Genomic DNA, 25,572 nt, shown 5'->3' with positions numbered 1-25,572 from the left:
GCGTGAGCGGATCAGACCCGGTGGCGGCGCGGGTGTCGATTGAGGTTTTCTGCCATGCGGGCGATGCGATGCGCAATCGCCGCGGCACGGCGCGGTTTCTACCATGCGCCTACACAAGAACCGAACGGAGACAACCGCCATGTACCTGACCCAGTCGCTGCACCGCAGCGTGCAGCAGCACCCCGACCGGATCGCCGTGCGCGCCGCCGGCCGCACCCTGAGCTTTCGCGCCTATGCCGAGCGCGTCGCGCGCCTGGCGGGCGCCCTGCAGGGGCTCGGCATGCAGCAGGGCGACCGCGTCGCCATGCTGGCGCTCAACTCGGCGCGCTACCTCGAATACCAGATGGCCGTGCCCTGGGGCGGCGGCGTGCTCAACCCCTGCAACATCCGCTGGTCGGCGGCCGAAATTCTGTACTCGCTGGACGACTCGGGCTCCACGCTGCTGCTGGTGGACGACACCTTCCGCCCGGTGGTCGAGCAGATGCGCGGGCAGGCCACCAGCCTGCGCGAGGTGATCTATTGCGGCGACGGCCCGACGCCGCCCGGCATGCTCGGCTACGAGGCGCTGCTGGAGGCCGCCTCGCCCGTGCCCGACGCGGGCCGTTGCGACGACGACCTGGCCGGCATCTTCTACACCGGCGGCACCACGGGCTTTCCCAAGGGCGTGATGCTGAGCCACACCAACATGGGCAGCTCGGGGCTGGCCCTGCATGCCGAAGGCTTGGCCGCGCCCGACGGCTGCTACCTGCATGCCGCGCCGATGTTCCACCTGGCCGACATGGGCCTGGCCGCGCCGCACTGGCTGGAGGGCAACACGCACGCGATCATTCCGGCGTTCAGCCCCGAGGCGGTGCTGAACGCCATCGAGCAGGACCGCGTCACGCACGCGCTGCTGGTGCCCACCATGATCCAGATGCTGGTCGACCATCCCGCGATGCGCGAGCCGCGCGACCTCAGCAGCCTGAAGTGCATCACCTACGGCGCCTCGCCGATCTCGGAGGCGGTGCTGACCCGCGCGATGGCCGCCTTTCCGGGCGTGGACTTCGTGCAGGCCTACGGCATGACCGAGCTGTCGCCGCTGGCCACCGTCAACCCGGCGCGCAACCACACGGCCGAAGGCCAGCGCCGGGGCAAGCTGCGCTCGGCCGGCCGCGCCAGCTACTGCACCGAGGTGCGCATCGTCGACGGCGAGGGCGTCGAGGTGCCGCGCGGCACCGTGGGCGAAGTCGCGGTGCGCGGGCCCAACGTGATGCAGGGCTACTGGAACCAGCCCGCGCAGACGGCCGCGGCCGTGCGCGGCGGCTGGATGCACACCGGCGACGGCGCCTACATGGACGACGACGGCTACATCTTCGTGGTCGACCGCCTGAAGGACATGATCATCAGCGGCGGCGAGAACATCTATTCGGCCGAGGTCGAGAACGCCATCAACCAGCACCCGGCCGTGGCGGCCTGCGCGGTCATCGGCATCCCCAGCGAGGAGTGGGGCGAGGCCGTGCATGCAGTGCTCGTGCTCAAGCCGGGCCAGCAGCTGGCGGCCGACGCGCTCATTGCGCATTGCAAGGCGCTGATCGCCAACTACAAATGCCCGCGCAGCGTGGCGGTGGTCGAGGCGCTGCCGCTGTCGGGTGCGGGCAAGGTGCTCAAGACCCGCCTGCGCGAACCGTTTTGGCAAGGGCGCCAACGAAGCGTAGCCTGACGGATTTCGAACTCTCTCTTCCTTCCCATTCATTCATTTCAGGAGCCTCTCATGAGCCAGGATGTCCACGTCGTCGGTGTCGGCATGATCCCCTTCACCAAGCCGGGCGCGAACCAGCCCTACCCGCAGATGGCCGCGCATGCGACCAACGCCGCCTTGAAAGACGCCGGCATCGGCTATGAGCTGGTGCAGCAGGCCTACGTCGGCTACGTGTACGGCGATTCCACCGCCGGCCAGCGCGCGCTGTACGAAGTGGGCATGACCGGCATTCCGGTCGTCAACGTCAACAACAACTGCTCCACGGGCTCGACCGCGCTGTTCCTCGCGCGCCAGGCCGTGGCCAGCGGCGCGGCCGACTGCGTGCTGGCGCTGGGCTTCGAGCACATGAGCCCCGGCGCGCTGGGCGCGGTGTTCAACGACCGCCCGAGTCCGTTCGATCACTTCGAGTCGATCACCGACGAGCTGGTCGGCAACGAGCAGGTGCCGCTGGCGCTGCGCTACTTCGGCGGCGCGGGCCTGGCGCACATGCAGCAGTACGGCACGCAGATGTCGACCTTCGCGAAGATCCGCGCCAAGGCCAGCCGCCATGCGTCGAACAACCCGGTGGCGCTGTTTCGCACCGTCGTCACCGAAGACGAGGTGATGGCCGCGCCCGTCATGTGGCCCGGCGTGATGACGCGGCTCATGGCCTGCCCGCCGACTTGTGGCGCGGCGGCGGCCATCGTCTGCTCGCCGCGTTTCGCCGAACGCCACGGGCTGGACCGCAGCGTGCGCATCAAGGCCCAGGCCATGACCACCGACCGCGCCATCACCTTCGAGGCGCGCGACATGCGCGAGGTGGTCGGCTTCAGCATGGCGCAGGAGGCCGCGCAGAAGGTCTACGACGCGGCCGGTGTCGGCCCGCAGGACATCGACGTGGTCGAGCTGCACGACTGCTTCGCGCACAACGAACTCATCAGCTACGAGGCGCTGGGCCTGTGCCCGGTGGGTGGCGCGGAGAAGTTCGTGGTCGATGGCGACAACACCTACGGCGGCAAGGTCGTCACGAATCCGTCGGGCGGTCTGCTGTCGAAGGGCCACCCGCTCGGTGCGACGGGGCTCGCGCAATGCACGGAGCTGGTTCAGCAATTGCGCGGCACGGCCGACAAGCGCCAGGTCGAAGGCGCGCGGATGGCGCTGCAGCACAACCTCGGGTTGGGCGGCGCCTGCGTGGTCACGCTGTACGAACGCGTCTGAGGGCAGCGCAGATGATCGACAAGAAATGGATCGGCCATGAGTTGCCCGCGTCGGTGCTGCCCATCGAGCGCAGCCGGCTGCAGTTCTTCGCCAAGGCCATCGGCGAGACCGACCCGGTCTACACCGATGCCGCCGCCGCGCGCGACGCCGGCTACCCCGACCTGCCCGCACCGCCGACCTTCCTGTTCGCCGCCGAGCTGGACTCGGGCGCGTCGGACCAGTTGCTCACCGACCTGCAGATTCCGTTGTCGAAGCTGCTGCACGGCGAGCAGAGCTTCAGCTACCACCGCCCCGCCTGCGTGGGCGACACGGTGACGGTGCGCTCTACCATCAGCGACATCTACGACAAGAAGAACGGCGCGCTCGAATTCGTCGTCAAGACCTCGCGCGCCACCAACCAGCGCGACGAACTCGTGGCCGAGCTGCGCACGGTGATCGTCTGCCGCCACTGAAGAAAGAACGAGCGATGACCCTCCGCTACGACACCGTCCAGGTCGGCGACGAACTTCCCGCGCTGCAACTCCCGCCGGTGAGCCGCACCACGCTCGCGCTCTTCGCGGGCGCCTCGGGCGACCACAACCCGATCCACATCGACACCGACTTCGCGCGCAAGGCCGGCATGCCCGACGTGTTCGCGCAGGGCATGCTGGGCATGGCCTGGCTCGGCCGGCTGCTCACGCAATGGGTGCCGCAGGCGCAGCTGCGCCGCTTCGACGTGCGCTTCCAGGGCATCACGCACCTGGGCCATGCCGTGCGCTGCACCGGCCGCGTGGTCGAGAAGCTGGAGAACAACGGTGAGCGCTGCGTGCGCGTGGAAGTGCTCAGCGCCAACCAGCACGGCCAGACGCGCATCGCGGGCGAGGCGCTGGTGGCGCTGCGCTGACCCCTTGAACGAACGAATGAAAGAAGAGAGAAGAGACATGACACCCAAACTCGAAGGCAAGGTCGCCCTCATCACCGGCTCGGGCCGCGGCATCGGCCGCGCGATCGCCCTGAAGCTCGCCAGCGAAGGCGCGCGCGTCGTCGTCAATGACCTCGACGCCGCACCGGCCGAAGAGACCGTGCAGGCCATCCGCGCCGCGGGCGGGCAGGCCGTGGCCTGCGTCGGCAGCGTGTCCGCGCCGGACTTCGCCGAGCGCTTCGTGGGCACGGCGGTGAACGAGTTCAAGGGCCTGGACATCATCGTCAACAACGCCGGCTACACCTGGGACAGCGTGGTGCAGAAGATGACGGACGAGCAGTGGTACGCCATGATCGACGTGCACCTGACGGCGCCGTTTCGCATCCTGCGCGCCGCGCAGCCCGTGATCCGCGCGCTGGCGAAAACCGAGGGCGAAGCGGGCCAGCGCGTGGTGCGCAAGGTGGTCAACATCTCGTCGGTGGCCGGGCTCTTCGGCAATGCGGGGCAGGCCAACTATTCGACCGCCAAGGCCGGCATCGTCGGCATGACGCAGACGCTGGCCAAGGAGTGGGGCCGCATGAACGTCACGGTGAACTGCGTGGCCTTCGGCTTCATCCAGACGCGGCTCACGGCCAGCACGGCCGAGGCCACCACCGCGAACATCGAGGGGCGCGAGATCAAGGTCGGCGTCAACCCCGGCCTGCTGGCGATGATGGAACAGTCGATCCCGCTGGGCCGCGGCGGCACGCCCGAAGAGGCGGCCGGCGCGGTGTACCTGCTGTGCGCGCCCGAGTCGGACTACGTGAGCGGCCAGACGCTCATGTGCACCGGCGGGCTCACGGGGATCTGAGATGCAGTTCGAAGAAGGCATTGCCTGGGGCGTGCAGGACGGCATCGGCCGCATCGTGCTGAAGCGGCCCGAACGCGCCAACTCGGTGTCGCTCGCAAGCAGCCATGCGCTGGCGCGCGCCATCGACGAGGTGCTCGAAGCGGCGCCGCGCGCCATCCTGCTGACGGGCGAGGGCCGCGTGTTCTGCGCGGGCGGCGACATCGACAGCTTCGTGGCGGCCGGCGACAAGCTGCCCGAGCTGGTCGACGCCATCCTCGACCGGCTGCATCCCGCGCTGCTGCGGCTGGCGCAGAACCCGACGCCGCTGGTGGTGGCGGTGAACGGCACGGTCGGCGGCGCCGGCGTGGGGTTGGCGCTGTGCGGCGATTTCGTGCTCGCCACCGAGTCGATGAAGCTGCGCACCGGCTACGCGGCCATCGGGCTGTCGCCGGACGCGGGGAGTTCGTATTTCCTGTCGCGGCGCATCGGGCCGGTGCGCGCGCAGCAATGGCTGATGCTGAGCGACCCGATCGACAGCGCGCGCTGCCTGGCGGCTGGCGCGGTCGATGCGTTGTACCCCGATGCCGAGCTGGCGGCGGCTGCGGAAGCGCTGGTGACGCGGCTGGCGAACGGTGCCACCGCATCGTTCGCGGGCATCAAGGCGCTGTGCGGTGGTGCCACCGCGCGCCCGATCGAAGAACACTTCGAGATGGAACACCGCCTGCTGCGCCAACGCGCGGGCAGCGCGGACGGGCGCGAAGGCGTGAAGGCCTTCACCGAGAAGCGCGCACCGCGCTTCTCGGGCCGCTGAGCCCGGCGGGCTCAGCTCTTCTTCTTGAAGAGCTTCGTGAGGCCCCACAGCGCGGCACCGCCCGCCACCACGGCGACCTTCGCGAACTTGGCCAGGAAGGCGAGGGCGACCGCGAACAGGCCCAGCTTCTTCGCGGCCGCGCCGGCCACCAGCGCGGCCAGGCCGTAGGCGGCGACCTTGTCGGTGGACGAATTGAAGTCCGCGTACTTCTTGCCGTCGTCGTACTGCAGCGCGCCGAGCAGCTTGGTGGCGTCGGGCTTGTACTTCTCGAGGTCGTTCGCGTTGGTGATGAGGTTCAGGCTCAGGTAGCCCTCGCGGCCCAGCGCGTAGGTGTTGTAGTTGACGCCGGGGTTGCCGCCGTCGCTGCCCTTCTTCTTCGACAGGGCCGACCACACCAGCCGGTGCGTCGCGGCGTCGTACTGCGGCTTCTGCGCCCAGCCCGTGACCTCGATTCCCGGGATGCCGCGCTTGGCGCGTTCCTCGTTCGCGGCCTCGGTGCCTTCCTTCAGGCTCGTGAGCAGTTCGTCGGCGTTCCAGTCCTTGGCGTCGTCGTCCTTGATGTAGCCTTCTTTCACGAACTTCACGACCGCCATCCAGTCGCCGTCGTCGGCGGGAAAGATCGCGCCGATGAAGGTGTCGTCGGTGCGGTTGCCCATGCTGCGCATGAGCTGCGCGGCGGCGGGCGTCGGCACCCAGACGTAGCCGGCGGGCAGCTTCAGGTGGGCCTGGTCGCGCAGGGTGATGTCGGCGGGGCCGGCTTTCTGCACGGCCTTGGCGGCCTTGAAGGCGGCTTCCTGTTCGGCTTCGAGCGAGCTCGCGGTCGAGGCGGTGGGGGCCGTGGTGGGGGATGCGGCGTTGCTGATGTGGGTGGCCGTCAGGGCGCACGCGAGCAGCAAGCCGGCCGTCAGGCGGGCAGTATGAATACGCAAGTTCTCTCTCCTCGGTTGTTGTCGTTTCTGGTGAGACGCGAGGAGTTTATCGGCGCGCAAAGCCGCGCCGGCCGTGGGTTTCAGGGCCAGGGCGTGGGCGGCGGAATCTCGCACACGGGCTCGACGTCGATGCTCTTGAAGTCGGCCGGTGAGACGATTTCCAGGTACTCCATGTCGGGCGAATAGTCGAAGAGAAAGTGGCGGATGCCGGGGCGCTGGTGCACCACGTCGCCGGCCTCGACGCGCGTCTCCTGGTCCTCGTACATGAAGCGGGCCCAGCCCTTGAGCATGATGACGATCTGGAAGTCCGCCTCGTGGCGGTGCCAGCCGGTGCCCGCTTCCGGTGCCATGTTGGCCTTGACCAGGTGCGCGATCACCTTGCCGTGGGTGGCGGCCGCAATGCCGAGGTCGCGGTACAGGAAGAAGTCTCGCAACCCGCCCGAGACGTACTCGGTGTCACCGGGCTTGACGTGGGAGAACTGGGTGGCGGTTCGGTCCAGCATGGGCGCTCCTTCGCGGGGGATGATGCTGCGATGCAGCATGCATAAACCGTTCCTGCGCACGGCCCATTGCTTGACGGCCCGTGGGCCGCTCCAGATACTCAACCGCATGGTTCACTCAGATGCACTGGACGCCGTGTTTGCGGCCCTGTCCGACCCGACCCGCCGCAGCGTGCTCGAAGCGCTGGGCGAGGGCGGCCTCAGCGTGACCGAGCTCGCCGAACCGCACGGCATGTCGCTGACCGGCTTCATGAAGCACCTGCGCGTGCTCGAAGGCGCCGGCCTCATCTCGCGCACGAAGGCGGGCCGCGTCGTGCGCTGCGAGCTGTCGCCGGGCCCGATGCAGGAGGCCGCCGTGTGGCTCTCGCGCTACGAGAAGTTCTGGACCGGCCGCCTCGATGCCCTGGCGCGCTTTCTCTACCACCAGGAGGACACCGAATGGCGAAACCTTCCCCCGGCACCAACGCCGGCCCCGGCACCGATCGCCCCTCGCTCACGCTCCGGCGGCACTTCCGCGTCAGCCCCGCCAAAGTCTGGCGCGCGTGGACCGACCCGCAAGCGCTGAAGCACTGGTTCGGCCCCGAGGAGATCGTCGACGTGCCGCTGGCCGAGGTCGACCTGCGCGTGGGCGGGCGCTTTCGCGTGACCATGTTGGCGGCCGACGGTGAGACGCACGACGTGAGCGGCACGTACCTCGAGGTCGTGCCCGAGCGCCGGCTGGTCTTCAGCTGGGCCTGGCGCAGCACGCCCGAGCGCGAGTCGCGCGTCACCGTGCAACTCGAACCCGATGCGGGCGGCTGCGAGCTCGTGCTCATGCACCAGCAGTTCTTCGACGAAGCGGCGCGCGACGGCCACAACCATGGCTGGACCGGCTCGCTCGTCAAGCTCGAGCGTTGGCTGGCCGGCGGCGACACCGGGTGACCGAACAACCGACGGCGATCGCCGATACGCTCGACGCGATCTACCGCAGCGAGTCGCGGCGCATCTTCGCCACGCTGGTGCGGCTGCTGGGCGATTTCGACCTGGCCGAAGAAGCCCTGCACGACGCCTTTCGCGCCGCGCTCGAACAATGGCCGCGCGAAGGCGTGCCGGCCAACCCGCGCGCCTGGCTGGTGTCGGCGGGGCGCTTCAAATCCATCGACGGCATCCGTCGGCAGGCGCGCTTCACGGCGTGGGACGACGCCACCGCCCACACCGACACGCTGGCCGACCCTGCGCCCGCCTGGCACGAGGCTGACCCCGATGCCGACGCGCTCGAGGACGACCGCCTGCGCCTGGTCTTCACCTGCTGCCACCCCGCGCTCGCGCCCGACGCCCAGGTGGCGCTCACGCTGCGCGAGGTCTGCGGGCTGGCGACCGAGGAGATCGCGCGCGCCTTTCTCGTGCCCGCGCCCACCATCGCGCAGCGCATCGTGCGGGCCAAGGCGCGGATCCGCGATGCGGGCATTCCATACCAGGTGCCGGGTCTGGCCGAGCTGCCCGAACGGCTCGACGCCGTGCTGCGCGTGGTGTATCTCGTGTTCAACGAAGGCTACGCGGCCTCGTCGGGCCAGAGCGTGACGCGCGCCGACCTCTCGGCCGAGGCGATCCGGCTCGGGCGCTTGGTGGCCGAGCTGCTGCCCGACCCCGAGGCGCTGGGCCTGCTCGCGCTGATGCTGCTGCACGACGCGCGCCGCGCCGCGCGCACCTCGGCGCAGGGCGAGCTCGTGCTGCTCGACGCGCAGGACCGCAGCCTGTGGCACCGCGGGCAGATCGGGGAGGGCGCGGCGCTGGTCGAGCGTGCGCTGCTGTCGCGCCGCTTCGGTCCGTACACCTTGCAGGCCGCCATTGCCGCGGTGCACGCCGAAGCACCCGAGGCCGCCGCCACCGACTGGCCGCAGATCGTCGGCCTGTACGACGTGCTGCTGCGGCTCGACCCCTCGCCCGTGGCCGAGCTCAACCGCGCGGCGGCCGTGGCGATGAGCGATGGGCCGGCGGCCGGGCTGGCGCTGATCGACGCGCTGCTCGCGCGCGGCGAGCTGGCGAAGTACCACCTGGCTCACGGCGCGCGTGCCGAACTGTGCCGGCGCCTGGGCCGTACCGATGACGCGCGTGAGGCTTATCTGCAGGCACTGTCGCTGGTCCGCCAGCAGCCCGAGCGGCAGTTCCTGGAGCGGCAGCTGGCCTCGCTGCCTGACACGAAAAATTTTTGACAGCCCTTGTCGATTCCGGCCGTCGCCGTTCGACCAGTGATGTCCTCACTCACATCTGCAAGGAGATTCCGCATGAAATACCTCTGCCTCGTTCATTGCGACGAAGCGGTGCTTCGCGCGCTGCCGCCCGACGAGCGCCGCGCGCTCAATGCCGACTCGATGGCCTACGACCGCCTGCTCGAAGCCGCCGGCCACTTCATCGCCGCCGAGGCGCTGAGCCCGGTGCGCGCCGCCAAGGTCGTGCAGGTGCGCCAGGGCCAGCGCTCGCACGTCGACGGCCCGTATGCCGAAGCGCGCGAGCAGCTGTGCGGCTTCATCCTGGTCGAGGCACGCGACCTGAACGCCGCGATCCAGCTGGCGGGCCGCATTCCGATGGCGCGCTACGGCGCCATCGAAGTCCGTCCCATCGACGTCATGGAAATGATCGAAAACCCCGAGGGGAATGCCGCATGAGATACCTTTGCCTGATCTACGGAACCGACGCGCAGACGAGCCACTTCTCGGCGCAGGACATGGACCACTACATCAACGAACACATCGACTACGACGCCCATCTGCAGGCGCTCGGCAAGCTCGTCGTGGCCGAGGCCTTGCAGCCGGCCGGCACGGCGGTCACGGTGCGCATGCGCAACGACAAACTCTCGGTCACCGACGGGCCGTTCGCCGAAACCAGCGAGCAGCTGGGCGGCTTCTACCTGGTCGAGGCCGACAGCGAAGAAGAAGCGCTGCAGCTCGCGGCCGGCATTCCCTCGGCGCGCTTGAGCAGCATCGAGGTGCGCAAGGCCTGGTCGGCAAGCGACAGCGGAGCCGGCCCATGAGCGGCGCACTCGACCGGGCGGCACCCGCCCGCGCCACGGCGCGCGAATGGACCGGGCTGGCGGTCATCGCGCTGCCGTGCATGCTCTATTCGATGGACCTCACGGTGCTGAACCTGGCGATCCCGTCGATCAGCGAAGACCTCAAGCCCACCGCCTCGCAGCTGCTGTGGATCGTCGACATCTACGGCTTCTTCGTGGCCGGCCTGCTGGTCACCATGGGCACGCTGGGCGACCGCATCGGGCGGCGCCGGCTGCTGCTGATCGGCGCGGTGGCGTTCGGCGTGGCCTCGGTGCTGGCGGCCTTCTCGACCAGCGCGAACATGCTGATCGCCACGCGCGCGCTGCTGGGCGTGGCGGGGGCGACGCTGGCGCCGTCCACGCTCTCGCTGATCCGCAACATGTTCCTCGACCCGGCGCAGCGCACCGTGGCCATCGGCGTGTGGATCTCCAGCTACTCGGCCGGCGCCGTCATCGGCCCGGTGCTGGGCGGCGTGCTGCTGCAGTTCTTTCCGTGGGGTTCGGTGTTCCTGATCGGCGTGCCGGTGATGGTGCTGCTGCTGGCGCTCGGGCCGTGGCTCTTGCCCGAGTACCGCGACCCCGACGCGGGCGCGCTCGACCTGGCCAGCGTGGCGCTCTCGCTCGGCGCGGTGCTGGCGGCCATCTACGGCATCAAGCAGGTGGCGGAGCACGGGCCCGATGCGGTGTCGCTGCTGGCCATCGCGGCCGGTGCGTTGCTGGGCTGGCTGTTCGCGCGCCGGCAGGGGCGGCTGGCCAACCCGATGATCGACCTGCGCCTGTTCAAGCTGCCGGCCTTCAGCGTCTCGCTGGGGGCCTACATGCTGGCCTGCTTCGTGATGTTCGGGCTCTTTCTGTACAACGCCCAGTACCTGCAGCTGGTGCTCGGCCTGCCGCCGCTGGCGGCGGGCCTGTGGAGCATGCCGGGCGCCGGCGCCTTCATCGTCGGCTCGATGATCGTGCCCGCGCTCACGCGGCGCCTGTGCCCGGCCTACGTGATGGGCGGCGGGCTGGGCGTGGCGGCGCTGGGCTTCGGCATGCTGGTGCTGCTGCCGGCGCAGGGCGGGCTGGCCTGGATGGTGACGAGCGCGGTCATCTCCTCGCTCGGCCTGGCGCCGGTGTTCACCCTGGCCACCGACCTGGTCGTGGGCAGCGCGCCGCCCGAGCGTGCGGGCGTGGCCTCGGCCATCTCGGAGACCAGCTCCGAGTTCGGCGGGGCGCTGGGCATCGCCATCCTCGGCAGCGTCGGCGCGGCGATCTACCGGGCGGCCATGGCCGACGCCGTACCCGCGGGCCTGGCCGATGCGGCGGCGGTCGAAGCCGCCCGCAGCACGCTGGGCGGAGCAGTCGCGCTGGCCGGGGAACTGCCCGGTACCACCGGCGCCGCGCTGCTCGACACCGGGCGTGAGGCGCTGCTGCGCGCCCTGCGGCTGGTGGCCGGTCTGTGTGCCGTGGTGCTGCTGTTCGTCGGCGTGCTGGTGGCGGTGCGGCTGCGCGGGGTGGGCGCGTCGCATGCGGAAGAGGTCGCCGTACCCCCGGGCGGCGCCGCATTGCCGGAGCGTTGACGAGCCTCCATACTGGGGCTTCCACGACGCATCCCACGACCGAACGGAGGCCCCATGAGCAACGAACTGCGCAAGAAGCTGCATGACCTGGCGGAACTGTCCGACAGCACCTCCGACCCGCAGACCAAGGCCATCGTCGAGGCGATCCGGCTGCAGACGGCGGTGTTGAACGAGCGGCTGTTCAGCATCGAGCTGCAGCTCGGCGCACTCGCCAAGCGCATGGAAAACACCACCGACTGAGTCGGCTGCCGCTTTGTGGGGATAATCCCCGGCATGAGCGGCAACACCTTCGGAACTCTCTTCGCGGTCACCAATTTCGGCGAGTCGCACGGCCCGGCCATCGGCTGCGTGATCGACGGCTGCCCCCCGGGCATGGCCCTGAGCGAGGCCGACATCCAGGGCGACCTCGACCGCCGGCGCCCCGGCACCAGCCGCCACGTCACCCAGCGCAACGAGCCCGACGCGGTGCAGATCCTGTCCGGCGTGTACGAGGGCAAGACCACCGGCACGCCCATCGCGCTGCTGATCCAGAACACCGACCAGCGCAGCAAGGACTACGGGCAGATCGCCCAGCAGTTCCGCCCCGGCCACGCCGACTTCACCTACTGGAAGAAATACGGCATCCGCGATCCGCGCGGCGGCGGGCGCTCCTCGGCACGACTTACCGCACCCATGGTTGCCGCCGGTGCCGTTGCCAAGAAGTGGCTGGCCGAAAAATACGGGATGGTGTTCCGCGGCTGCATGACGCAGATCGGCGAGATCGCCATTCCCTTCGAGAGCTGGGACCACGTCCCGAACAACCCCTTCTTCGCCCCCATCGCCGACGTGAGTGCGCTGGAGGACTACATGGATCGCCTGCGCAAGGCCGGCGATTCGTGCGGCGCGCGCATCCGCGTCACCGCCACCAACGTCCCCGTGGGCCTGGGCGAGCCGCTCTTTGACAAGCTCGACGCCGAGATCGCCTACGCCATGATGGGCATCAACGCGGTGAAGGCGGTCGAAATCGGCGCCGGCTTCGACAGCGTCACGCAGCGCGGCACCACGCACGGCGACTCGATCACGCCGACCGGCTTCCTCAGCAACAACGCGGGCGGCATTTTGGGCGGCATCAGCTCGGGGCAGGACCTCGAAGTGAGCATTGCGATCAAGCCCACCAGCTCGATCATCAGCCCGCGCCAGTCGATCGACGTGAACAACAACCCCGTTGAAGTCATCACCAAGGGCCGCCACGACCCCTGCGTGGGCATCCGCGCCACGCCCATCGCCGAAGCCATGCTCGCGCTGGTGGTGATGGAACACGTGCTGCGCAACCGCGCGCAGTGCGGCGACGTGAACCCGCCCGTCGAGAAGAGCGAAGCTGCGTCGCCGCAGTCGTCCTTCCTCTAGGGCTTGCTGACACTGTGCAAGGGGTCGCGAAGCTCGCCACAGCCCGCCCATCAAGGCGCGTGACGCCGTGCGTGCGTCCGCACGCACAAGGAACGCAACGCCGAGGGGCGGGCTGTGGCGAGCTTCCCTTCGGGTTGCTTCGCAAAGGGGCCGTCTGCGGCGTTGCCCGCGCTTGCAAGGCTTCGGCCTTGCTGCGCGCGAGCGCCTTGCAGCCAGCCCCTTTGCGAAGCAACGCGATCCCCTTGCACAGTGTCAGCAAGCCCTAGGTCGACGCCGCCACCTGTGGCCGCCGGGCGCGGCCACCTGTTGGCATTCGCTGGCCTGTCGGCCAGCTACTTCGCGCACATCGGTTTCTTCAATCCGTACCTGCCGCTGTGGCTCAAGGACCTGGGCCTGCCGATCTTCACGATCAGCCTGCTGGCCTCGGTGCAATCGATCACGCGCGTCTTCGCACCCTATGCCTGGGGCGCGCTCAGCGACCACACCGGCCAGCGCGTGAAGCTGCTGCGCTTCAGCGCCGCGGTGGCGCTGGCCAGCTCCTTCGGCCTGTGGTGGCATGGCGGCGCCTGGTGGCTCGCGCTGGTGCTGCTCGTGATGTTCACGCACACCAGTTCGATGATGTCGCTCACCGAAGCGGCCATGGCGCAGATCGTCGCGGGCGACTGGGGCCGCTACGGGCGCATCCGCCTGTGCGGCTCGGCCGGTTTCCTGGTCACCGTGTTCGTCGCGGGCGAGTGGTTCGAGCGCTTCGGCATGAAGCACTTTCCGTACTGGGCCGCCGGCACGCTGGCCGTGGTGCTGCTCGCGACCATGAAGCTGCCCGACCTGCGCGAGCCGCCGGCCGCGCACGACGCCGTGAAGGAGCCCATCGGCCCCGTGCTGCGCATCCCCGCCGTGCGCTGGTTCTTTGCCTCGCTGTTCTTCCAGGTGATGTCGCACTTCTCGGTGTACGCGTTCTTCTCGCTGTACCTCGATTCGATCGGCTACGGCAAAAGCACGATCGGCCTGCTGTGGGCGCTGTCGGTGGTGGCCGAGATCGTCTGGTTCTTCCTGCAGGGCCGGCTCATCGGCCTGTTGCCGATGCCGCGCTGGATGCTGGTGTGCGGCATCGCGGGCGTGGCGCGGCTCGGCCTCACGGCCGGGCTCGGCGGCTTCATCGCGGCGCTGGTCATCGCGCAGTGGCTGCATGCGCTGAGCTTCGCGGCGCACCACACGGCCTGCATCGCCGTGGTGTCGCGCCGCTTCCCCGGCCACCTGCGCGGACGCGGGCAGGCGCTGTTCACGGTGATCGGCTACGGCTTCGGCGGCGTGCTGGGCGTGCTGCTCGGCGGGGCGGTGGCGCAGGAGCTGGGGTATCGCACGATGTTCGCGCTGGCGGCGGTGCTGGCGGTGGCGGGGACGCTGTGTGCGTGGCGGATGGTGAGGCTGGAGCGGGCGGCAGTTCGCGCCGTCTAGCGTTCACGCAAAAGAAAAGCGCGTTGCACCGCAAATGCGGCGCAACGCGCCGTGCGCGAATGTGAACGGCGCCGGCACGTGCCGGCGCCGCACAATCAGGGCACCAGACCGATCTGGAGGTAGCCGGTGACCGGGTTGGTGCGTGCACCCACGACGACCGACAGCGTGCCGTCCTGCATCGCGAAGTAGCGGTCGGTGCCGCCAAGATTGACGCCCTTCAGCGCGGGAATCGAAGCGCTCACTGCATTGAGGCCGTAGCTGATGTTGGAGGCGGTGCCGTCAGCCTTGATCAGCGCTGCGGTATACGTCGTCGCGTCGAAGCCAAAGGTGCCCCAGGTGCCCTTGTTGTCTCCACCGCGCGCCGTGGTGTTGAGCCACGTCGACGAATCGATAAGGCCGATGCGGAATATGGAGTCGTTTGGCGCAGCGGAGTTGATGCCCGCCGCGATGTAGACCTTCTTTCCGTCCACCAAGATGACCGACAAGGCGCCCTTGTCGTTCGCGTTGGCCACGTTCACGGTGCTCCACGAACCGGCGGACGAACCAGCCGAAATCGCGTAGGTTGCGATCGAGGCAGGTGGGCAGGCTGCAATGGAGGTGATGGCAATCTCATTGCACATAAGCAGCGATGTGCCGCCTCCCGTCACTTGAACCTGACGGATCTGCGAGTCGACCACACCCGGCCGCATATTGATGCCGAAGCGGATGTAGATCCCGTCGAGCGCACTCTGGGTCGCCACGACGGCGCGGGACCCAATGAATGGCTGGACAGCGTAGCTGCCCGGGACCTGCGCAACCTGAAACGGGAACGAGCCCACCACGGCGTCGGTAACCAGCCTGAACCGGCTGTTGTTTGTCGCCGCCGTATTGCGCGAACTCTTGAAGACATAGGTTCCCGGCTGCGCAGCATCGGCGCTGAACGAGTCCGACACGGCGAGGCCGGTTTCGTCGGTCATCGCGTAAGACATCGTGTCGAAATTGAGCGCGAGCGTCTGCTGGCTGCCGTTCGTTGCGAACACCTTGTAGGACTGGTTCCGGGCATCGCCGGGCGACACGTTGAACACAACGTCCTTGACCTGCGCGCTGTTGGCGGAGGCCTTGGCCGTGACGGTGAACACGCTGGCAGCGGTGGTTTCATTGGCGAGCTGCGCGGACCACTTCAGGCTCGAGATGTCCGTCTTGCGCAGGCTCACGGAACCGGCCGGCGACGAACTGCTGCTCCAGTCGGCGCCGAGGTTCGGAACCACGGCGACCGTGTCGCCGGGCTTGACGGCGTACTGGCCGCTGCCATTCGCCTCAACGGCGTTGCCATTGACGGTCACGCTGACGGCGAGCGCGACAGGCGTGGGCGGAAAGATCGGAAAACCGCCTCCTCCGCCTCCGCCCCCACCACCTCCGCATCCCCCCAATCCCCCCGCCAAGATGGCCGTTCCGGCCATCCAATAAAACGATTTCATTACAAAATTCCCTTGATTATTTGAATGTCCCGATCGCTGAAATTGCGACCAATGACATACAAATCGTAAGTGAAATGCTATGAAGTTTCGGGATGTACGAGCGAGGGTAATCCTTTAGGGTGCGGAGGCGGCGGCTCCTGTTTGCTTCCTATTTCTTCTTGCGCTTCGGGGTGCTGTTGCTGCTCTTGCCGCCCCCCACCTCCTTCTCGAACACCGCAAAGTACTCCGAAGCCATCTTGCGCAGCGAGCGCCCGATGTTCGCGTAGTCGTACTCGTTGAGGTTGGCCAGCGACACGCGCCCCGACGGGTGCTTGCCGCCGAAGCCGCGACCGGGCAGCAGCACGATGCTGGTTTCGGCGGCGATGCGGAACAGCGCCTCATTCGGCTGCAGCTTCGTGAGGATCCACTTGCCGAAGCGCTCGCCGTGCATCTGCGTGGCGATGTCCTGCAGGTCGAGCAGGTGGTAGTAGCTCACCGAGTTCGGGTCGGGCTGCAGCGGCAGGCCGAGCTCGCGGTACAGCGCTTCCTTGCGCCGCGAGACGATGTGCTTCATCGACTTCTTGTAGGTCTCGCCTTCGTCCATGAGGCAGAACAGCGAGAACATCACCATCTGCGCCTGCACGGGCGTGGAGAGGCCGGCCGTGTGGTTCAGCGCCACGGTGCGGCTGTCGGCCACGAGGCGGTCGATGAACTTCAGCTTGCGCGGCTCGGTGGTGATGGAGCTGTAGCGCGCGTCGAGTTCCTTGCGCTTGGCCTCGGGCAGGGCGGCGATCTTGCGGTCGAGGATGTTGTCCTCGTGCGTGGCGACCACGCCCATGCGCCAGCCGGTGGCGCCGAAGTACTTCGAGAACGAATACACCAGGATGGTGTTTTGCGGGCAGATCGCGAACAGCGACAGGAAGTTGTCGGCGAAGGTGCCGTACACGTCGTCCGTGAGGATGATGAGATCGGGCCGCTGCTTCACGATGTCGGCGATGTAGCCCAGCACCTCGTCGCTGATCTTCACCGACGGCGGGTTGCTCGGGTTGCACAGGAAGAAGGCCTTGACCTTCGGGTCGAGCAGCTTCTGCAGCTCCTTCTTGGTGAACTGCCAGTTGTTCTCGGGCGGCGCATCGATCAGTGCTTCGATGAGCTGGTAGTCGTTCAGGTGCGGGATCTCGATGTAGGGCGTGAAGATCGGCATGCCCAGCGCGATGGTGTCGCCGGGCGACAGCAGGTGGTTCTCGCGCAGGCTGTTGAACAGGTAGGTCATGGCGGCGGTGCCGCCTTCCACCGCGTACATGTCGAACTTGCCCACGAAGGGGTGGGTGCCGATCATTTCCTTGTGGATGTACTGGCCCACGACGATCTCGGTCAGGCGCAGCATGCGGTCGGGCACCGGGTAGTTGCAGCCCAGGATGGCCTCGCACATCTCGTAGATGAAGTCGCCGGCCGACAGGCCCAACTGGTCGCGCACGTAGGACACGGCGGCCTCGATGAAGCGCACGCCGGGCTCGCCCTCGTGCGACTTGGCAAAGAGCTCGAAGCGCGCCTCGATGCCCTCGCGCTGCGGAAAGCCGCCCACGTCCGCCATGTAGATGTACGAGCGCTCGGCCTCGGTCATGGCAAAGAGGCCGAACTGGAAGAAGCCGTGGCGCGGGGTGGTGGCCAGGAAGTTCGGGTTGCCGCGGCCGGCGTTGAGCATGAGGCGGTCACTCTGTCGTGCGACCTGGATCAGCGCATCCTTCAGTTCGAACGGGCTCAGGCCGCCCAGCTTTTTCACGTCGCCGAAATCCATGGAGTACTCCTTGGTTGATAAAAAGAAAGAAGAAAGAAGAAAGAAAAGGGAAGGCGCGGTGCTCAGACCAGTGCCACGATCAGCGGCCCCAGCAGCGTGAGGAACACGTTGGCCAGCGCGTAGGTGATGGCGAAGGGCACGGTGGGAATGGCGTTCTCGGCCTTGCCCAGCACTTCGCCGAAGGCCGGGTTGGCGCTGCGCGAGCCGCTCAGCGCGCCCGCAAACACGGCCGTGTTGTCGTAGCGCAGCACGTAGCGCCCGAACAGCATCGTGAGGATCATCGGCACGAGCGTGACGACCACGCCGACGCCGAAGATGGTCAGGCCCAGCTCCTTGATGGTCTGCACGGCCTGCAGGCCCGACGTCAGGCCGACCACGACCACGAAGCCCGCCAGGCCCAGGTCTTTCAGCAGCTGCACCGCGCTGGGCGGCAGCGCGCCGAAGGTCTGCTTCTTCGCGCGGTACCAGCCGAACAGCAGGCCCGACAGCAGCGCGCCGCCGCCGGCGCCGAGCGTCAGCGGAATGGCGCCGATCTTCACGCTCAGCAGGCCGACCAGCAGGCCCACCACCAGGCCCGCGCCCAGGTACACGAAGTCGGTCTTGGCGCTGGGCACGATCACGTCGCCGACGAGGGACGCGACGCGCTTCACGTCCTGCTCGGCGCCGAAGATCGACACCAGGTCGCCCACCTGCACCACGGTGTCGGGCTTCATCGGCAGCACCTGGCCCATGCGACTGAGCTGCACCACGAAGATGCCGTGGCGCACGCCGCCGGCGGTGGCCTGGCGGATCTGGTCGACGGTCTTGCCGCCGAAGTCCTTGTTGGTGAGCACGATCTCGCGCTTGTTCAGCGTCAGCTCCATGCCGTCGACGGCGTCGACCTCCTTGCCCAGCAGCGGCGCGCTCGCCACCACGGCGTCGCGCCGGCCCACGGTGAGCACGTAGTCGCCCTGGCGCAGCACGAGCGTGGGGCTGACCTCGACGAACTTGCCGTCGCGCTTCACGCGCTCGATGGTGATGGTGGTGGCCGGGTTGGCGTTCTCGATGTCGGCCACCGTGCGCTGCGGATCGCTCGTGAGCTGGTAGATGCGCCCGACCAGCGAGGGCGCGGCTTCTTCCTGGTCGGGGCCGAGCATCTTCACGCCGGCCTGCATCGCGGTCTCGGCCGCGATCGCGTCGTCGCGGATGCTGCGGCCCATGAGCTTGGGCAGGATGTTGACGCACACGATGATCGCGCCGAACGAGCCGAACACGTAGGTCACGGCGTAGCCGATGGCCACGTTGCCCTGCAGTCGCGCCGTCTCGGCCGCGGCGAGCCCGAGCTTGCCGATGGCGTCGCCCGCGGTGCCGATGATGGCGCTCTGCGTGAGGCCGCCGGCCGCCACGCCCGCCGCCAGGCCCTTGTCGAGCCCGAACAGCTTGGCCATGACCACCACGGTCGCCAAGCCCGTGGCCGCCATCACGGCGGCCAGGATGATCTCCTTGATCGACTGCTTGCCCAGCGAGCTGAAGAACTGCGGCCCGCTCTCGAAGCCCACGGCGTAGATGAACAGCGCGAACAGCACGGCCTTCACGCCGCCGTCGATCTGCACGCCGACCTGGCTGACGATCACCGCCACCAGCAGCGAGCCGGCGACGCCGCCGAGCTGGAACTTGCCGAACTTGATCTTGCCGATCCAGTAGCCGACCGCCAGCGAGAGGAAGAGCGCCATTTCGGGCGACTTCTTGAAGAGTTCATGCAACCATTCCATAGAGGAAGTCCTTTCAAGGCATCAATGAGAAGAAGAGAGAAGAGAAGGGCGTGGAGCGTCTCGGGTCGTTGTCTTACTTCGCGTGCTGCACCAGGCCGGCCAGGGCCACGATCAGCGGGCCCATCAGCGGCAGCACGACGTTCGAGATGGCGTAGGTGATCGTGTAGCCCAGCAGCGGCGTGGCGTTGCCCGCGGCGTTCTGCACGGCGCTGAGCGCGGGCGTGCTGCACTGCTGGCCGGCGATGGCGCCCAGCAGCACCGGCGCCTCGAGCTTGAGCAGGCGGTGGCCGACGAACAGCGAGATGCTGGCCGGCACCACCGCGACGGCGATGCCCACCAGCGGGAGCGCAACGCCGAACTTCTGGACCAGCGCCAGCGCCTGCGGCCCCGAGGCCAGGCCCACGCAGGCGATGAAGGTGGCCAGGCCCAGGTCCTTCATGAGCGCCAGCGCGTCGGCCGGCACGCTCAGGCGGTGCGGGTGCTTCGACTGGTACCAGCCGAAGGCCAGCCCCGTGAGCAGCGCGCCGCCGCCGGTGCCGAGCGAAAACGGAATGCCGCCGAGCTTCGCGCTGAAGCTGCCGATGAACACGCCCAGCAAAATGCCCGCGGCGGCGAAGCTGATGTTGCTGCGCGTGGAGGCGATCACGCGGTCGCCGACCTGCGCGATGGCGCTCGCCACCTCGGGCGCGGGGCCGTAGAGCTTGAGCACGTCGCCGCGCTGCAGCGTCAGCGCGTTCACGAGCGGCATCGCGTGGCCGTCGCGCGCCACGCCGATCACCTGCACGGCGGACGGCAACTCGTTTTCCAGCATGCGCAGCCCGCGGCCGAACCATTCGCGGCGGTTGGCGACGACCTCGGTGGTCTCGACCACGGTGTCGAAGGCGGTGGTGTCGGCGAACTCGCGGCCCAGCAGCTCGCCCACGTTGACGAGCGCGCTGCGCCGGCCGATGGCCAGCACCTGGTCGCCCACGCGCAGGTGCAGTCCAGGCTCGACCGCGAGGCTCTGGCCGTCGCGCACCACGCGCTCGATGCTGGCCTGCCGCCCGAGGATCGACGTCAGTTCGCCGACCGAGCGGCCACGACCCACGGTGACGCGGAACACGCGCCCGACCATCTCGGGCGTGGCGCTGGCGGCGTCCGGGTCGTCGGCGCCGCCGCCCATGGTCTTCCAGAGCTTGTCGGCTTCGGCGCGCAGGTTCACGCGCAGCAGCAGCGGAAACACCTGGCTCGTGACCACCACGATGGCGATGAGCCCGAAGACGTAGGTGATGGAGTAGGCCGTGACCACGTTGGCCTGCAGCTGCGCGATCTCGGCGGCGGGGAGCGAGAGCTTCGAGATCGCGTCGGTCGCCGTGCCCACCACCGCCGATTCGGTGGCCGCGCCGGCCATCAGCCCGGCGGCCGTGCCGCGGTCGAGCGACAGCAGCACCGTGGCGCCGAGCACCAGCGCGAGCACCACCACCACCTCGACCAGGCACAGCAGGCCCAGCCGCAAGCCCTTGGCGTCGAGGTTGGCGAAGAACTGCGGGCCGCCCGCGTAGCCGAGCGCAAAGATGAAGAGCATGAAGAACACGTTCTTCACGCTGTCGTCGAGCCGGATGCCCAGTTGGCCGACCACCAGCGCGGCAATCAGCGTGCCGCAGATGCCGCCGAGCTGGATCGGGCCGAAACGGATCTGGCCCACCGCGTAGCCGATGCACAGCACCAGAAACAATGCGATCTCCGGACTGTTTCTGAGTATTTCCACAAGGTGGCCGAACATCTGCCGCGATCCCTCCGGGTTATTTGTTCATTCGAGCGCGTCGGCGGATCGCAACGAAAAAAGGAGCACTGCATCCATTGGCATCAACGGCTGGCGAGTGGTGGGGCTCCAGCGAAAACTTTATTTTTCGTTTTGCGAATTGCCGATTCTTTGCATCTTCGATGACGATAAATCAACATCTATGACAATTGTCAAAATCAGAAAAGAATTGAGCGAGCGGCAATAGAAACGAGGCCGTTTGAATTACAAATTACGCGCTGCACGGAATCCTCCGTCGCAGTCAGCTCTGACCGCACGAACCTGTCCGGCCTCGGGTTTCCGATAACTCAAGTTGCTTGATTTAGTCGGTCGACTGCTCGATAGTCCCCCTCGTCCGAATGCCTTCCCGCTCGTTGGCGGGTGGTCATCCGGTTCCATAGCAAGTACGGCAGGCGCTGTGCGCCCGCCCCCCTGAAGGAGACAACCTCATGTTCATCAGCCCGCGCTTCGTTCCCGCCCTGGCCGTCCTGGCCCTTGCCGCATCGGCCACGTCCACGGCCCTGGCCGCCGACCCGCCCGTCATCGGCCTGGTCACCAAGACCGAGACCAACCCCTTCTTCGTGAAGATGAAAGAGGGCGCGCAGGAGGAGGCCAAGAAGCTCGGCGCCAAGCTGCTGTCGGGGGCTGGAAAGGCCGACGGCGACAACGCGGGCCAGATCACGGCGATGGAAAACATGATCGCCGCCGGCGCCAAGACCATCCTCATCACGCCCAGCGACGCCAAGGCCATCGTGCCGGCGATCAAGAAGGCGCGCGACAAGGGCATCATGGTGATCGCGCTGGACAGCCCGGCCGATCCGCCGGACGCCACCGACGCGCTCTTCGCCACCAACAACTACACGGCCGGCGTGCTCATCGGCGAATACGCCAAGGCCGCGATGGCCGGCAAGACGCCCAAGATCGTCGCGCTCGACCTGCTGCCGGGCCATCCGGTGGGTGCGCAGCGCCACAACGGCTTCATGAAGGGCTTCGGCCTGCCGGCCAACGACGCCAAGTCGAACGAGCTGTCCAAGTCGCCCGAGATCGTCTGCATGGCCGACAGCTTCGGCGACCAGGCCAAGGCGCAGACCGTGATGGAGAACTGCCTGCAGAAGGCGCCCGACGTGAACCTGGTCTACACCATCAACGAGCCCGCCGCGGCCGGTGCCTACAACGCGCTCAAGCGCGCGGGCAAGGAAAAGGGCGTGATGATCGTTTCGGTCGACGGCGGCTGCCAGGGCATCAAGGACACGGCCGCCGGCATCATCGCCGCGACCTCGCAGCAGTACCCGCTGAAGATGGCCGCCATGGGCGTGGCCGCGGGCGTCGAATTCGCCAAGACCGGCAAGAAGGCCTCGGGCTACGTCGACACCGGCGTGACGCTCATCGCCGGCAAGAGCGTGGCCGGCGTCGACAGCAAGGACACCAAGACCGGCACCGAGCTGTGCTGGGGCAAGAAGTAAACGGCCCCGGTCTATAGGGAGGCACACCGATGGCGAAATCTCCGACGCACCACATCCCGTGGGGCGCCCTCGGGCCGTGGCTGGCCCTGCTCGGCGCCTGCATCTTCTTCGCGACGCAGTCCGAGCGTTTTCTCACGGGCGGCAACCTGTCGCTGATCCTGCAGCAGGTGATGGTGGTGGGCGTGATCGCCATCGGCCAGACGCTGATCATCCTCACGGCCGGCATCGACCTGTCGTGCGGCATGGTGATGGCACTGGGCGGGATCATCATGACGAAGTTCGCCACCGAGCTCGGCATGCCGGTGCCGCTGGCCATCCTGTGCGGCATCGGCGTGACGACGCTTTTCGGCCTGCTCAATGGCCTCCTGGTCACGCGCATCAAGCTGCCGCCGTTCATCGTGACGCTGGGCACGCTGAACATCGCGTTCGCGATCACGCAGCTGTACTCGTCGTCGCAGACCATCACCGACCTGCCCGCCGGCCTCACGGGTCTGGGCACCACCTTCACCATCGGCAGCGCCGAGGTGGCGTGGGGGTCGGTGCTCATGCTGGCGCTCTATGCGCTCGCGTGGTTCGTGCTGCGCGAGACGGCGGCCGGCCGGCATGTCTACGCGATCGGCAACAACGCGGAGGCCACGCGGCTGGTGGGCATTCCCACGCAGCGCGTGCTGCTCGCGGTGTACGTGGCGGCGGGCGTGTTCTACGGCATCGCCTCGCTGCTGTCGGTGGCGCGCACCGGCGTGGGCGACCCGAACGCGGGCCAGACCGAGAACCTCGATGCCATCACGGCCGTGGTGCTCGGCGGCACCAGCCTCTTCGGCGGGCGCGGCATCGTGCTGGGTTCGCTCATCGGCGTGCTCATCGTGGGCGTGTTCCGCAACGGGCTCACGCTGATGGGCGTGTCGTCGATCTATCAGGTGCTGGTGACGGGCGTGCTCGTGATCCTGGCGGTGGCGGCCGATCAACTCTCGCGCAAGGGAGCCCGCTGATGAACACCGTGGCCAATCCCAAGATCGTGATGCAGGCCAAGGGCCTGGTGAAGCGCTACGGCCAGGTCACCGCGCTCGACGGCGTCGACTTCGAGCTGCGCGAAGGCGAGATCCTCGCGGTGATCGGCGACAACGGCGCGGGCAAGTCGTCGCTCATCAAGGCGCTGTCGGGCGCCATCGTGCCCGACGAAGGCCAGATCCTGCTCGACGGCGCGCCGGTGCATTTCCGCAACCCGCTCGATGCGCGCCGCGCCGGCATCGAGACGGTCTACCAGGACCTCGCCGTCGCGCCCGCGATGACCATCTACGAGAACCTCTTTCTCGGCCGCGAACTGCGCCGCCCCGGCTTCCTGGGCAATGTGCTGCGCATGCTCGACAAGAAAAAAATGCTGCTCGAAAGCACGGTGCGCATGGCCGACCTGAAGGTCGGCATCCAGTCGATGACGCAGGCCGTCGAAACGCTCTCGGGCGGCCAGCGCCAGTGCGTGGCCGTGGCGCGCAGCGCGGCCTTCGCGCGGCACGTGGTCATCATGGACGAGCCCACTGCCGCGCTCGGCGTGAAAGAGGGCAACATGGTGCTCGAGCTGATCCGCCGTGTGCGCGAGCGCGGCCTGCCCGTGGTGCTCATCAGCCACAACATGCCGCACGTGTTCGAGGTGGCCGACCGCATCCACGTGGCGCGCCTGGGCAGGCGCGCGGCCGTGCTCAATCCGAAGAAGATCAGCATGAGCGACACCGTGGCCGTGATGACCGGTGCCATGACCGCCGACCAGTTGCCTGCGGAGGCGCATGCTTGATACCGATGCCCTCGAGCGCCCGTCGGCCTTGCTGCGTCCGCGCGGCTCCAACCAGGTGGGCATGCGCCAGTTCAACGAGCGCGTGGTGCTGCAGGCGCTGCGCGTGCACACCAGCCTGCCCAAGGCCGACCTCGCGCGGCTCACGGGCCTGAGCGCGCAGACCATCGGCCTCATCACCGCGCGGCTCGAGGACGACGGCCTCATCGTCAAGCAAAGCCGCGTGCGCGGGCGCATCGGCCAGCCCTCGGTGCCGCTGGCGCTGAACCCCGACGGCGCCTTTGCCATCGGCGTGAAGCTCGGGCGGCGCGGGGCCGAGTGGCTGCTGATCGACTTCGCGGCGCGGGTGCGCGAGCACCACGCGATCCGCTACGAATTTCCGGACGCTGCGGCGCTGCTGCCCGTGATCGCCGAGCACATCCACCGCCTGCGCGACGGGCTCGGGCCGCTGGCCGCGCGCAACGTGGGCGCGGGGCTGGCGGCCCCGTTCCAGCTTGGCGGCTGGCACCGCACACTGGGGCTGTCGAAGGCGCAGTCGGACGAGTGGAACCAGATGGACCTGCTGGCCGAGGTGCGCGCGCGCACCGACGTGCCCGTGGGCTTCGCGCGCGACACCGTGGCGGCCTGCGTGGCCGAGCTGGTGACGGGGCGCGGGCACGACCTCAAGAGCTTTCTCTACATCTTCGTCGACACCTTCGTGGGCGGCGGGCTGGTCATCAACTCGCACCTGCACACCGGTGCGCACGGCAACGCGGGCGCGCTCGCGTCGATCCCGATGCGCACCGAGAAGCCCTCCGAAGGCCTGTCGACGCAGGTGGTGGCCGAGGCGTCGCTGTGGGAGCTGGAGCAACGCCTGCGCGCCGAAGGTCTCGACGCCACGGCGGCCTACGACGACCGCGCGCTCGAAGCGCCGTTCGCCACTGCCACGCAGGCCTGGCTCGGCAGCGCGTCACGCGCGCTGGCGCATGCCATCGTTAGCAGCACGGCCGTGCTCGACCTGGCCGACGTGGTGATGGACGGCTCGATGTCGCGCGCGCTGCTCGACGCATTGCTGGTACAGACCCGCACGGCACTCGCGCAGTGCAACTGGGAAGGCCTGTGGGCGCCGCAGCTGCATGGGGGCCGGGCGGGGGCGCAGGCGTGTGCGCTCGGCGGCGCGATGCTGCCGCTGCACGCCAACTTTGCGCCGGACCACGATGTGTTTTTGAAGGCGGGGTGAGCCGCT

Annotated in this window: 24 protein-coding genes and 1 pseudogene; 19 read left to right on the top strand and 6 right to left on the bottom strand. The window is 68.3% G+C overall.

The genetic code is table 11. The features are described from left to right. Nucleotides 1-139: 139 nt before the first annotated feature. Genes AC57B8_RS28910 through AC57B8_RS28885 form a run of 6 tightly spaced genes read left to right on the top strand, consistent with a single transcriptional unit; the run spans nt 140 to nt 5,476 of the window. Nucleotides 140-1,699 carry a long-chain-fatty-acid--CoA ligase gene (locus AC57B8_RS28910; RefSeq protein ID WP_496481490.1) on the top strand — a complete coding sequence of 520 codons (1,560 nt, stop codon included), beginning with the start codon at nt 140-142 and terminating at the stop codon, nt 1,697-1,699. Between the two features lie 51 nt (nt 1,700-1,750). After that, nucleotides 1,751-2,935: a lipid-transfer protein gene (locus tag AC57B8_RS28905; RefSeq protein ID WP_095744816.1), complete on the top strand. Its 1,185-nt coding sequence runs from the start codon at nt 1,751-1,753 to the stop codon at nt 2,933-2,935. Between the two features lie 11 nt (nt 2,936-2,946). Next, nucleotides 2,947-3,387: a MaoC family dehydratase N-terminal domain-containing protein gene (locus tag AC57B8_RS28900; RefSeq protein ID WP_070059441.1), complete on the top strand. Its 441-nt coding sequence runs from the start codon at nt 2,947-2,949 to the stop codon at nt 3,385-3,387. 14 nt (nt 3,388-3,401) lie between these two features. Next, nucleotides 3,402-3,818 (top strand): MaoC family dehydratase, encoded by a 417-nt coding sequence (locus tag AC57B8_RS28895; RefSeq protein ID WP_496481489.1) that lies wholly within the window; start codon nt 3,402-3,404, stop codon nt 3,816-3,818. Between the two features lie 37 nt (nt 3,819-3,855). After that, nucleotides 3,856-4,686 carry an SDR family NAD(P)-dependent oxidoreductase gene (locus tag AC57B8_RS28890; protein ID WP_496481488.1) on the top strand — a complete coding sequence of 277 codons (831 nt, stop codon included), beginning with the start codon at nt 3,856-3,858 and terminating at the stop codon, nt 4,684-4,686. A 1-nt stretch (nt 4,687) separates the two neighbouring features. Further along, nucleotides 4,688-5,476: an enoyl-CoA hydratase/isomerase family protein gene (locus AC57B8_RS28885; protein ID WP_496481487.1), complete on the top strand. Its 789-nt coding sequence runs from the start codon at nt 4,688-4,690 to the stop codon at nt 5,474-5,476. A gap of 11 nt (nt 5,477-5,487) precedes the next feature. Here the strand turns inward: AC57B8_RS28885 and AC57B8_RS28880 are convergent, their stop codons facing one another. Further along, nucleotides 5,488-6,405 (bottom strand): DUF2167 domain-containing protein, encoded by a 918-nt coding sequence (locus AC57B8_RS28880; RefSeq protein WP_496481486.1) that lies wholly within the window; start codon nt 6,403-6,405, stop codon nt 5,488-5,490. Between the two features lie 80 nt (nt 6,406-6,485). Continuing rightward, a complete protein-coding gene (locus AC57B8_RS28875; RefSeq protein WP_496481485.1) occupies nt 6,486-6,908 on the bottom strand; it encodes a cupin domain-containing protein in 423 nt (140 codons plus the stop codon). Here AC57B8_RS28875 and AC57B8_RS28870 point away from each other — a divergent pair. The 9 genes and pseudogenes from AC57B8_RS28870 to AC57B8_RS28830 all read left to right on the top strand — a co-directional run. Continuing rightward, nucleotides 6,805-7,194 (top strand): annotated as a pseudogene (locus AC57B8_RS28870) (ArsR/SmtB family transcription factor); the annotation flags it as partial. The gene AC57B8_RS28875 and the pseudogene AC57B8_RS28870 overlap by 104 nt on opposite strands. 149 nt (nt 7,195-7,343) lie before the next feature. Further along, a complete protein-coding gene (locus tag AC57B8_RS28865; RefSeq protein ID WP_496481484.1) occupies nt 7,344-7,826 on the top strand; it encodes an SRPBCC family protein in 483 nt (160 codons plus the stop codon). Then, a complete protein-coding gene (locus AC57B8_RS28860; protein WP_496481483.1) occupies nt 7,823-9,097 on the top strand; it encodes an RNA polymerase sigma factor in 1,275 nt (424 codons plus the stop codon). Before AC57B8_RS28865 ends, AC57B8_RS28860 begins: the two co-directional genes overlap by 4 nt. Before the next feature lie 72 nt (nt 9,098-9,169). Next, nucleotides 9,170-9,550 (top strand): YciI family protein, encoded by a 381-nt coding sequence (locus AC57B8_RS28855; protein WP_139703818.1) that lies wholly within the window; start codon nt 9,170-9,172, stop codon nt 9,548-9,550. Beyond that, entirely contained in the window at nt 9,547-9,915 is a 369-nt protein-coding gene (locus tag AC57B8_RS28850; protein WP_095744823.1) for a YciI family protein, read from the top strand. Before AC57B8_RS28855 ends, AC57B8_RS28850 begins: the two co-directional genes overlap by 4 nt. Further along, on the top strand, nt 9,912-11,495 hold the full coding sequence (locus tag AC57B8_RS28845; protein ID WP_496481482.1) for an MFS transporter: 1,584 nt from the start codon (nt 9,912-9,914) through the stop codon (nt 11,493-11,495). The genes AC57B8_RS28850 and AC57B8_RS28845 overlap by 4 nt, the downstream gene beginning before the upstream one ends. 54 nt (nt 11,496-11,549) lie before the next feature. Then, nucleotides 11,550-11,735 (top strand): hypothetical protein, encoded by a 186-nt coding sequence (locus AC57B8_RS28840; RefSeq protein ID WP_062475744.1) that lies wholly within the window; start codon nt 11,550-11,552, stop codon nt 11,733-11,735. A gap of 33 nt (nt 11,736-11,768) precedes the next feature. After that, nucleotides 11,769-12,881, top strand: coding sequence for a chorismate synthase (gene aroC / locus AC57B8_RS28835; RefSeq protein WP_095947386.1), 1,113 nt, complete (start codon nt 11,769-11,771; stop codon nt 12,879-12,881). A gap of 282 nt (nt 12,882-13,163) precedes the next feature. Beyond that, nucleotides 13,164-14,336: an MFS transporter gene (locus tag AC57B8_RS28830; protein ID WP_496481481.1), complete on the top strand. Its 1,173-nt coding sequence runs from the start codon at nt 13,164-13,166 to the stop codon at nt 14,334-14,336. A 95-nt stretch (nt 14,337-14,431) separates the two neighbouring features. Here AC57B8_RS28830 and AC57B8_RS28825 read toward each other — a convergent pair whose 3' ends face one another. The 4 genes from AC57B8_RS28825 to aspT (AC57B8_RS28810) form a co-directional block, all read right to left on the bottom strand. Continuing rightward, on the bottom strand, nt 14,432-15,793 hold the full coding sequence (locus AC57B8_RS28825) for a hypothetical protein (RefSeq protein WP_496481480.1): 1,362 nt from the start codon (nt 15,791-15,793) through the stop codon (nt 14,432-14,434). A gap of 148 nt (nt 15,794-15,941) precedes the next feature. Then, on the bottom strand, nt 15,942-17,570 hold the full coding sequence (locus AC57B8_RS28820) for a bifunctional aspartate transaminase/aspartate 4-decarboxylase (protein ID WP_496481479.1): 1,629 nt from the start codon (nt 17,568-17,570) through the stop codon (nt 15,942-15,944). 62 nt (nt 17,571-17,632) lie between these two features. After that, nucleotides 17,633-19,321, bottom strand: coding sequence for an aspartate-alanine antiporter (gene aspT / locus AC57B8_RS28815; protein ID WP_496481478.1), 1,689 nt, complete (start codon nt 19,319-19,321; stop codon nt 17,633-17,635). Nucleotides 19,322-19,394: 73 nt separating this feature from the next. Further along, nucleotides 19,395-21,083 carry an aspartate-alanine antiporter gene (gene aspT / locus AC57B8_RS28810; protein ID WP_496481477.1) on the bottom strand — a complete coding sequence of 563 codons (1,689 nt, stop codon included), beginning with the start codon at nt 21,081-21,083 and terminating at the stop codon, nt 19,395-19,397. A gap of 467 nt (nt 21,084-21,550) precedes the next feature. On the opposite strand from aspT (AC57B8_RS28810), the gene AC57B8_RS28805 reads away from it, so the two are divergent. The 4 genes from AC57B8_RS28805 to AC57B8_RS28790 are packed head-to-tail and all read left to right on the top strand — an operon-like array spanning nt 21,551 to nt 25,566. Further along, nucleotides 21,551-22,564, top strand: coding sequence for a sugar ABC transporter substrate-binding protein (locus tag AC57B8_RS28805; RefSeq protein ID WP_070059427.1), 1,014 nt, complete (start codon nt 21,551-21,553; stop codon nt 22,562-22,564). A 29-nt stretch (nt 22,565-22,593) separates the two neighbouring features. Further along, a complete protein-coding gene (locus AC57B8_RS28800) occupies nt 22,594-23,553 on the top strand; it encodes an ABC transporter permease (RefSeq protein WP_095947395.1) in 960 nt (319 codons plus the stop codon). After that, nucleotides 23,553-24,350 carry an ATP-binding cassette domain-containing protein gene (locus AC57B8_RS28795; RefSeq protein ID WP_496481476.1) on the top strand — a complete coding sequence of 266 codons (798 nt, stop codon included), beginning with the start codon at nt 23,553-23,555 and terminating at the stop codon, nt 24,348-24,350. Before AC57B8_RS28800 ends, AC57B8_RS28795 begins: the two co-directional genes overlap by 1 nt. Further along, nucleotides 24,343-25,566, top strand: coding sequence for an ROK family transcriptional regulator (locus AC57B8_RS28790; RefSeq protein ID WP_496481475.1), 1,224 nt, complete (start codon nt 24,343-24,345; stop codon nt 25,564-25,566). Before AC57B8_RS28795 ends, AC57B8_RS28790 begins: the two co-directional genes overlap by 8 nt. Nucleotides 25,567-25,572 lie beyond the last annotated feature (6 nt).

Source organism: Variovorax sp. BGA-UO-ETr-C22 (assembly GCF_059567965.1).
Note: the sequence above shows the minus strand (reverse complement) of the source record. Positions and strands in the feature narration are given on the sequence as shown.

Excerpts from the sequence above, each read along its gene's own strand:
- AC57B8_RS28910 (WP_496481490.1), top strand. The coding sequence starts at position 140 with ATGTACCTGACCCAGTCGCTGCACCGCAGCGTGCAGCAGCACCCCGAC.
- AC57B8_RS28905 (WP_095744816.1), top strand. The coding sequence starts at position 1,751 with ATGAGCCAGGATGTCCACGTCGTCGGTGTCGGCATGATCCCCTTCACC.
- AC57B8_RS28900 (WP_070059441.1), top strand. The coding sequence starts at position 2,947 with ATGATCGACAAGAAATGGATCGGCCATGAGTTGCCCGCGTCGGTGCTG.
- AC57B8_RS28895 (WP_496481489.1), top strand. The coding sequence starts at position 3,402 with ATGACCCTCCGCTACGACACCGTCCAGGTCGGCGACGAACTTCCCGCG.
- AC57B8_RS28890 (WP_496481488.1), top strand. The coding sequence starts at position 3,856 with ATGACACCCAAACTCGAAGGCAAGGTCGCCCTCATCACCGGCTCGGGC.
- AC57B8_RS28885 (WP_496481487.1), top strand. The coding sequence starts at position 4,688 with ATGCAGTTCGAAGAAGGCATTGCCTGGGGCGTGCAGGACGGCATCGGC.
- AC57B8_RS28875 (WP_496481485.1), bottom strand. The coding sequence starts at position 6,908 with ATGCTGGACCGAACCGCCACCCAGTTCTCCCACGTCAAGCCCGGTGAC.
- AC57B8_RS28865 (WP_496481484.1), top strand. The coding sequence starts at position 7,344 with ATGGCGAAACCTTCCCCCGGCACCAACGCCGGCCCCGGCACCGATCGC.
- AC57B8_RS28855 (WP_139703818.1), top strand. The coding sequence starts at position 9,170 with ATGAAATACCTCTGCCTCGTTCATTGCGACGAAGCGGTGCTTCGCGCG.
- AC57B8_RS28850 (WP_095744823.1), top strand. The coding sequence starts at position 9,547 with ATGAGATACCTTTGCCTGATCTACGGAACCGACGCGCAGACGAGCCAC.
- AC57B8_RS28845 (WP_496481482.1), top strand. The coding sequence starts at position 9,912 with ATGAGCGGCGCACTCGACCGGGCGGCACCCGCCCGCGCCACGGCGCGC.
- AC57B8_RS28840 (WP_062475744.1), top strand. The coding sequence starts at position 11,550 with ATGAGCAACGAACTGCGCAAGAAGCTGCATGACCTGGCGGAACTGTCC.
- aroC (WP_095947386.1), top strand. The coding sequence starts at position 11,769 with ATGAGCGGCAACACCTTCGGAACTCTCTTCGCGGTCACCAATTTCGGC.
- AC57B8_RS28825 (WP_496481480.1), bottom strand. The coding sequence starts at position 15,793 with ATGAAATCGTTTTATTGGATGGCCGGAACGGCCATCTTGGCGGGGGGA.
- AC57B8_RS28820 (WP_496481479.1), bottom strand. The coding sequence starts at position 17,570 with ATGGATTTCGGCGACGTGAAAAAGCTGGGCGGCCTGAGCCCGTTCGAA.
- aspT (WP_496481478.1), bottom strand. The coding sequence starts at position 19,321 with ATGGAATGGTTGCATGAACTCTTCAAGAAGTCGCCCGAAATGGCGCTC.
- aspT (WP_496481477.1), bottom strand. The coding sequence starts at position 21,083 with ATGTTCGGCCACCTTGTGGAAATACTCAGAAACAGTCCGGAGATCGCA.
- AC57B8_RS28805 (WP_070059427.1), top strand. The coding sequence starts at position 21,551 with ATGTTCATCAGCCCGCGCTTCGTTCCCGCCCTGGCCGTCCTGGCCCTT.
- AC57B8_RS28800 (WP_095947395.1), top strand. The coding sequence starts at position 22,594 with ATGGCGAAATCTCCGACGCACCACATCCCGTGGGGCGCCCTCGGGCCG.
- AC57B8_RS28795 (WP_496481476.1), top strand. The coding sequence starts at position 23,553 with ATGAACACCGTGGCCAATCCCAAGATCGTGATGCAGGCCAAGGGCCTG.
- AC57B8_RS28790 (WP_496481475.1), top strand. The coding sequence starts at position 24,343 with ATGCTTGATACCGATGCCCTCGAGCGCCCGTCGGCCTTGCTGCGTCCG.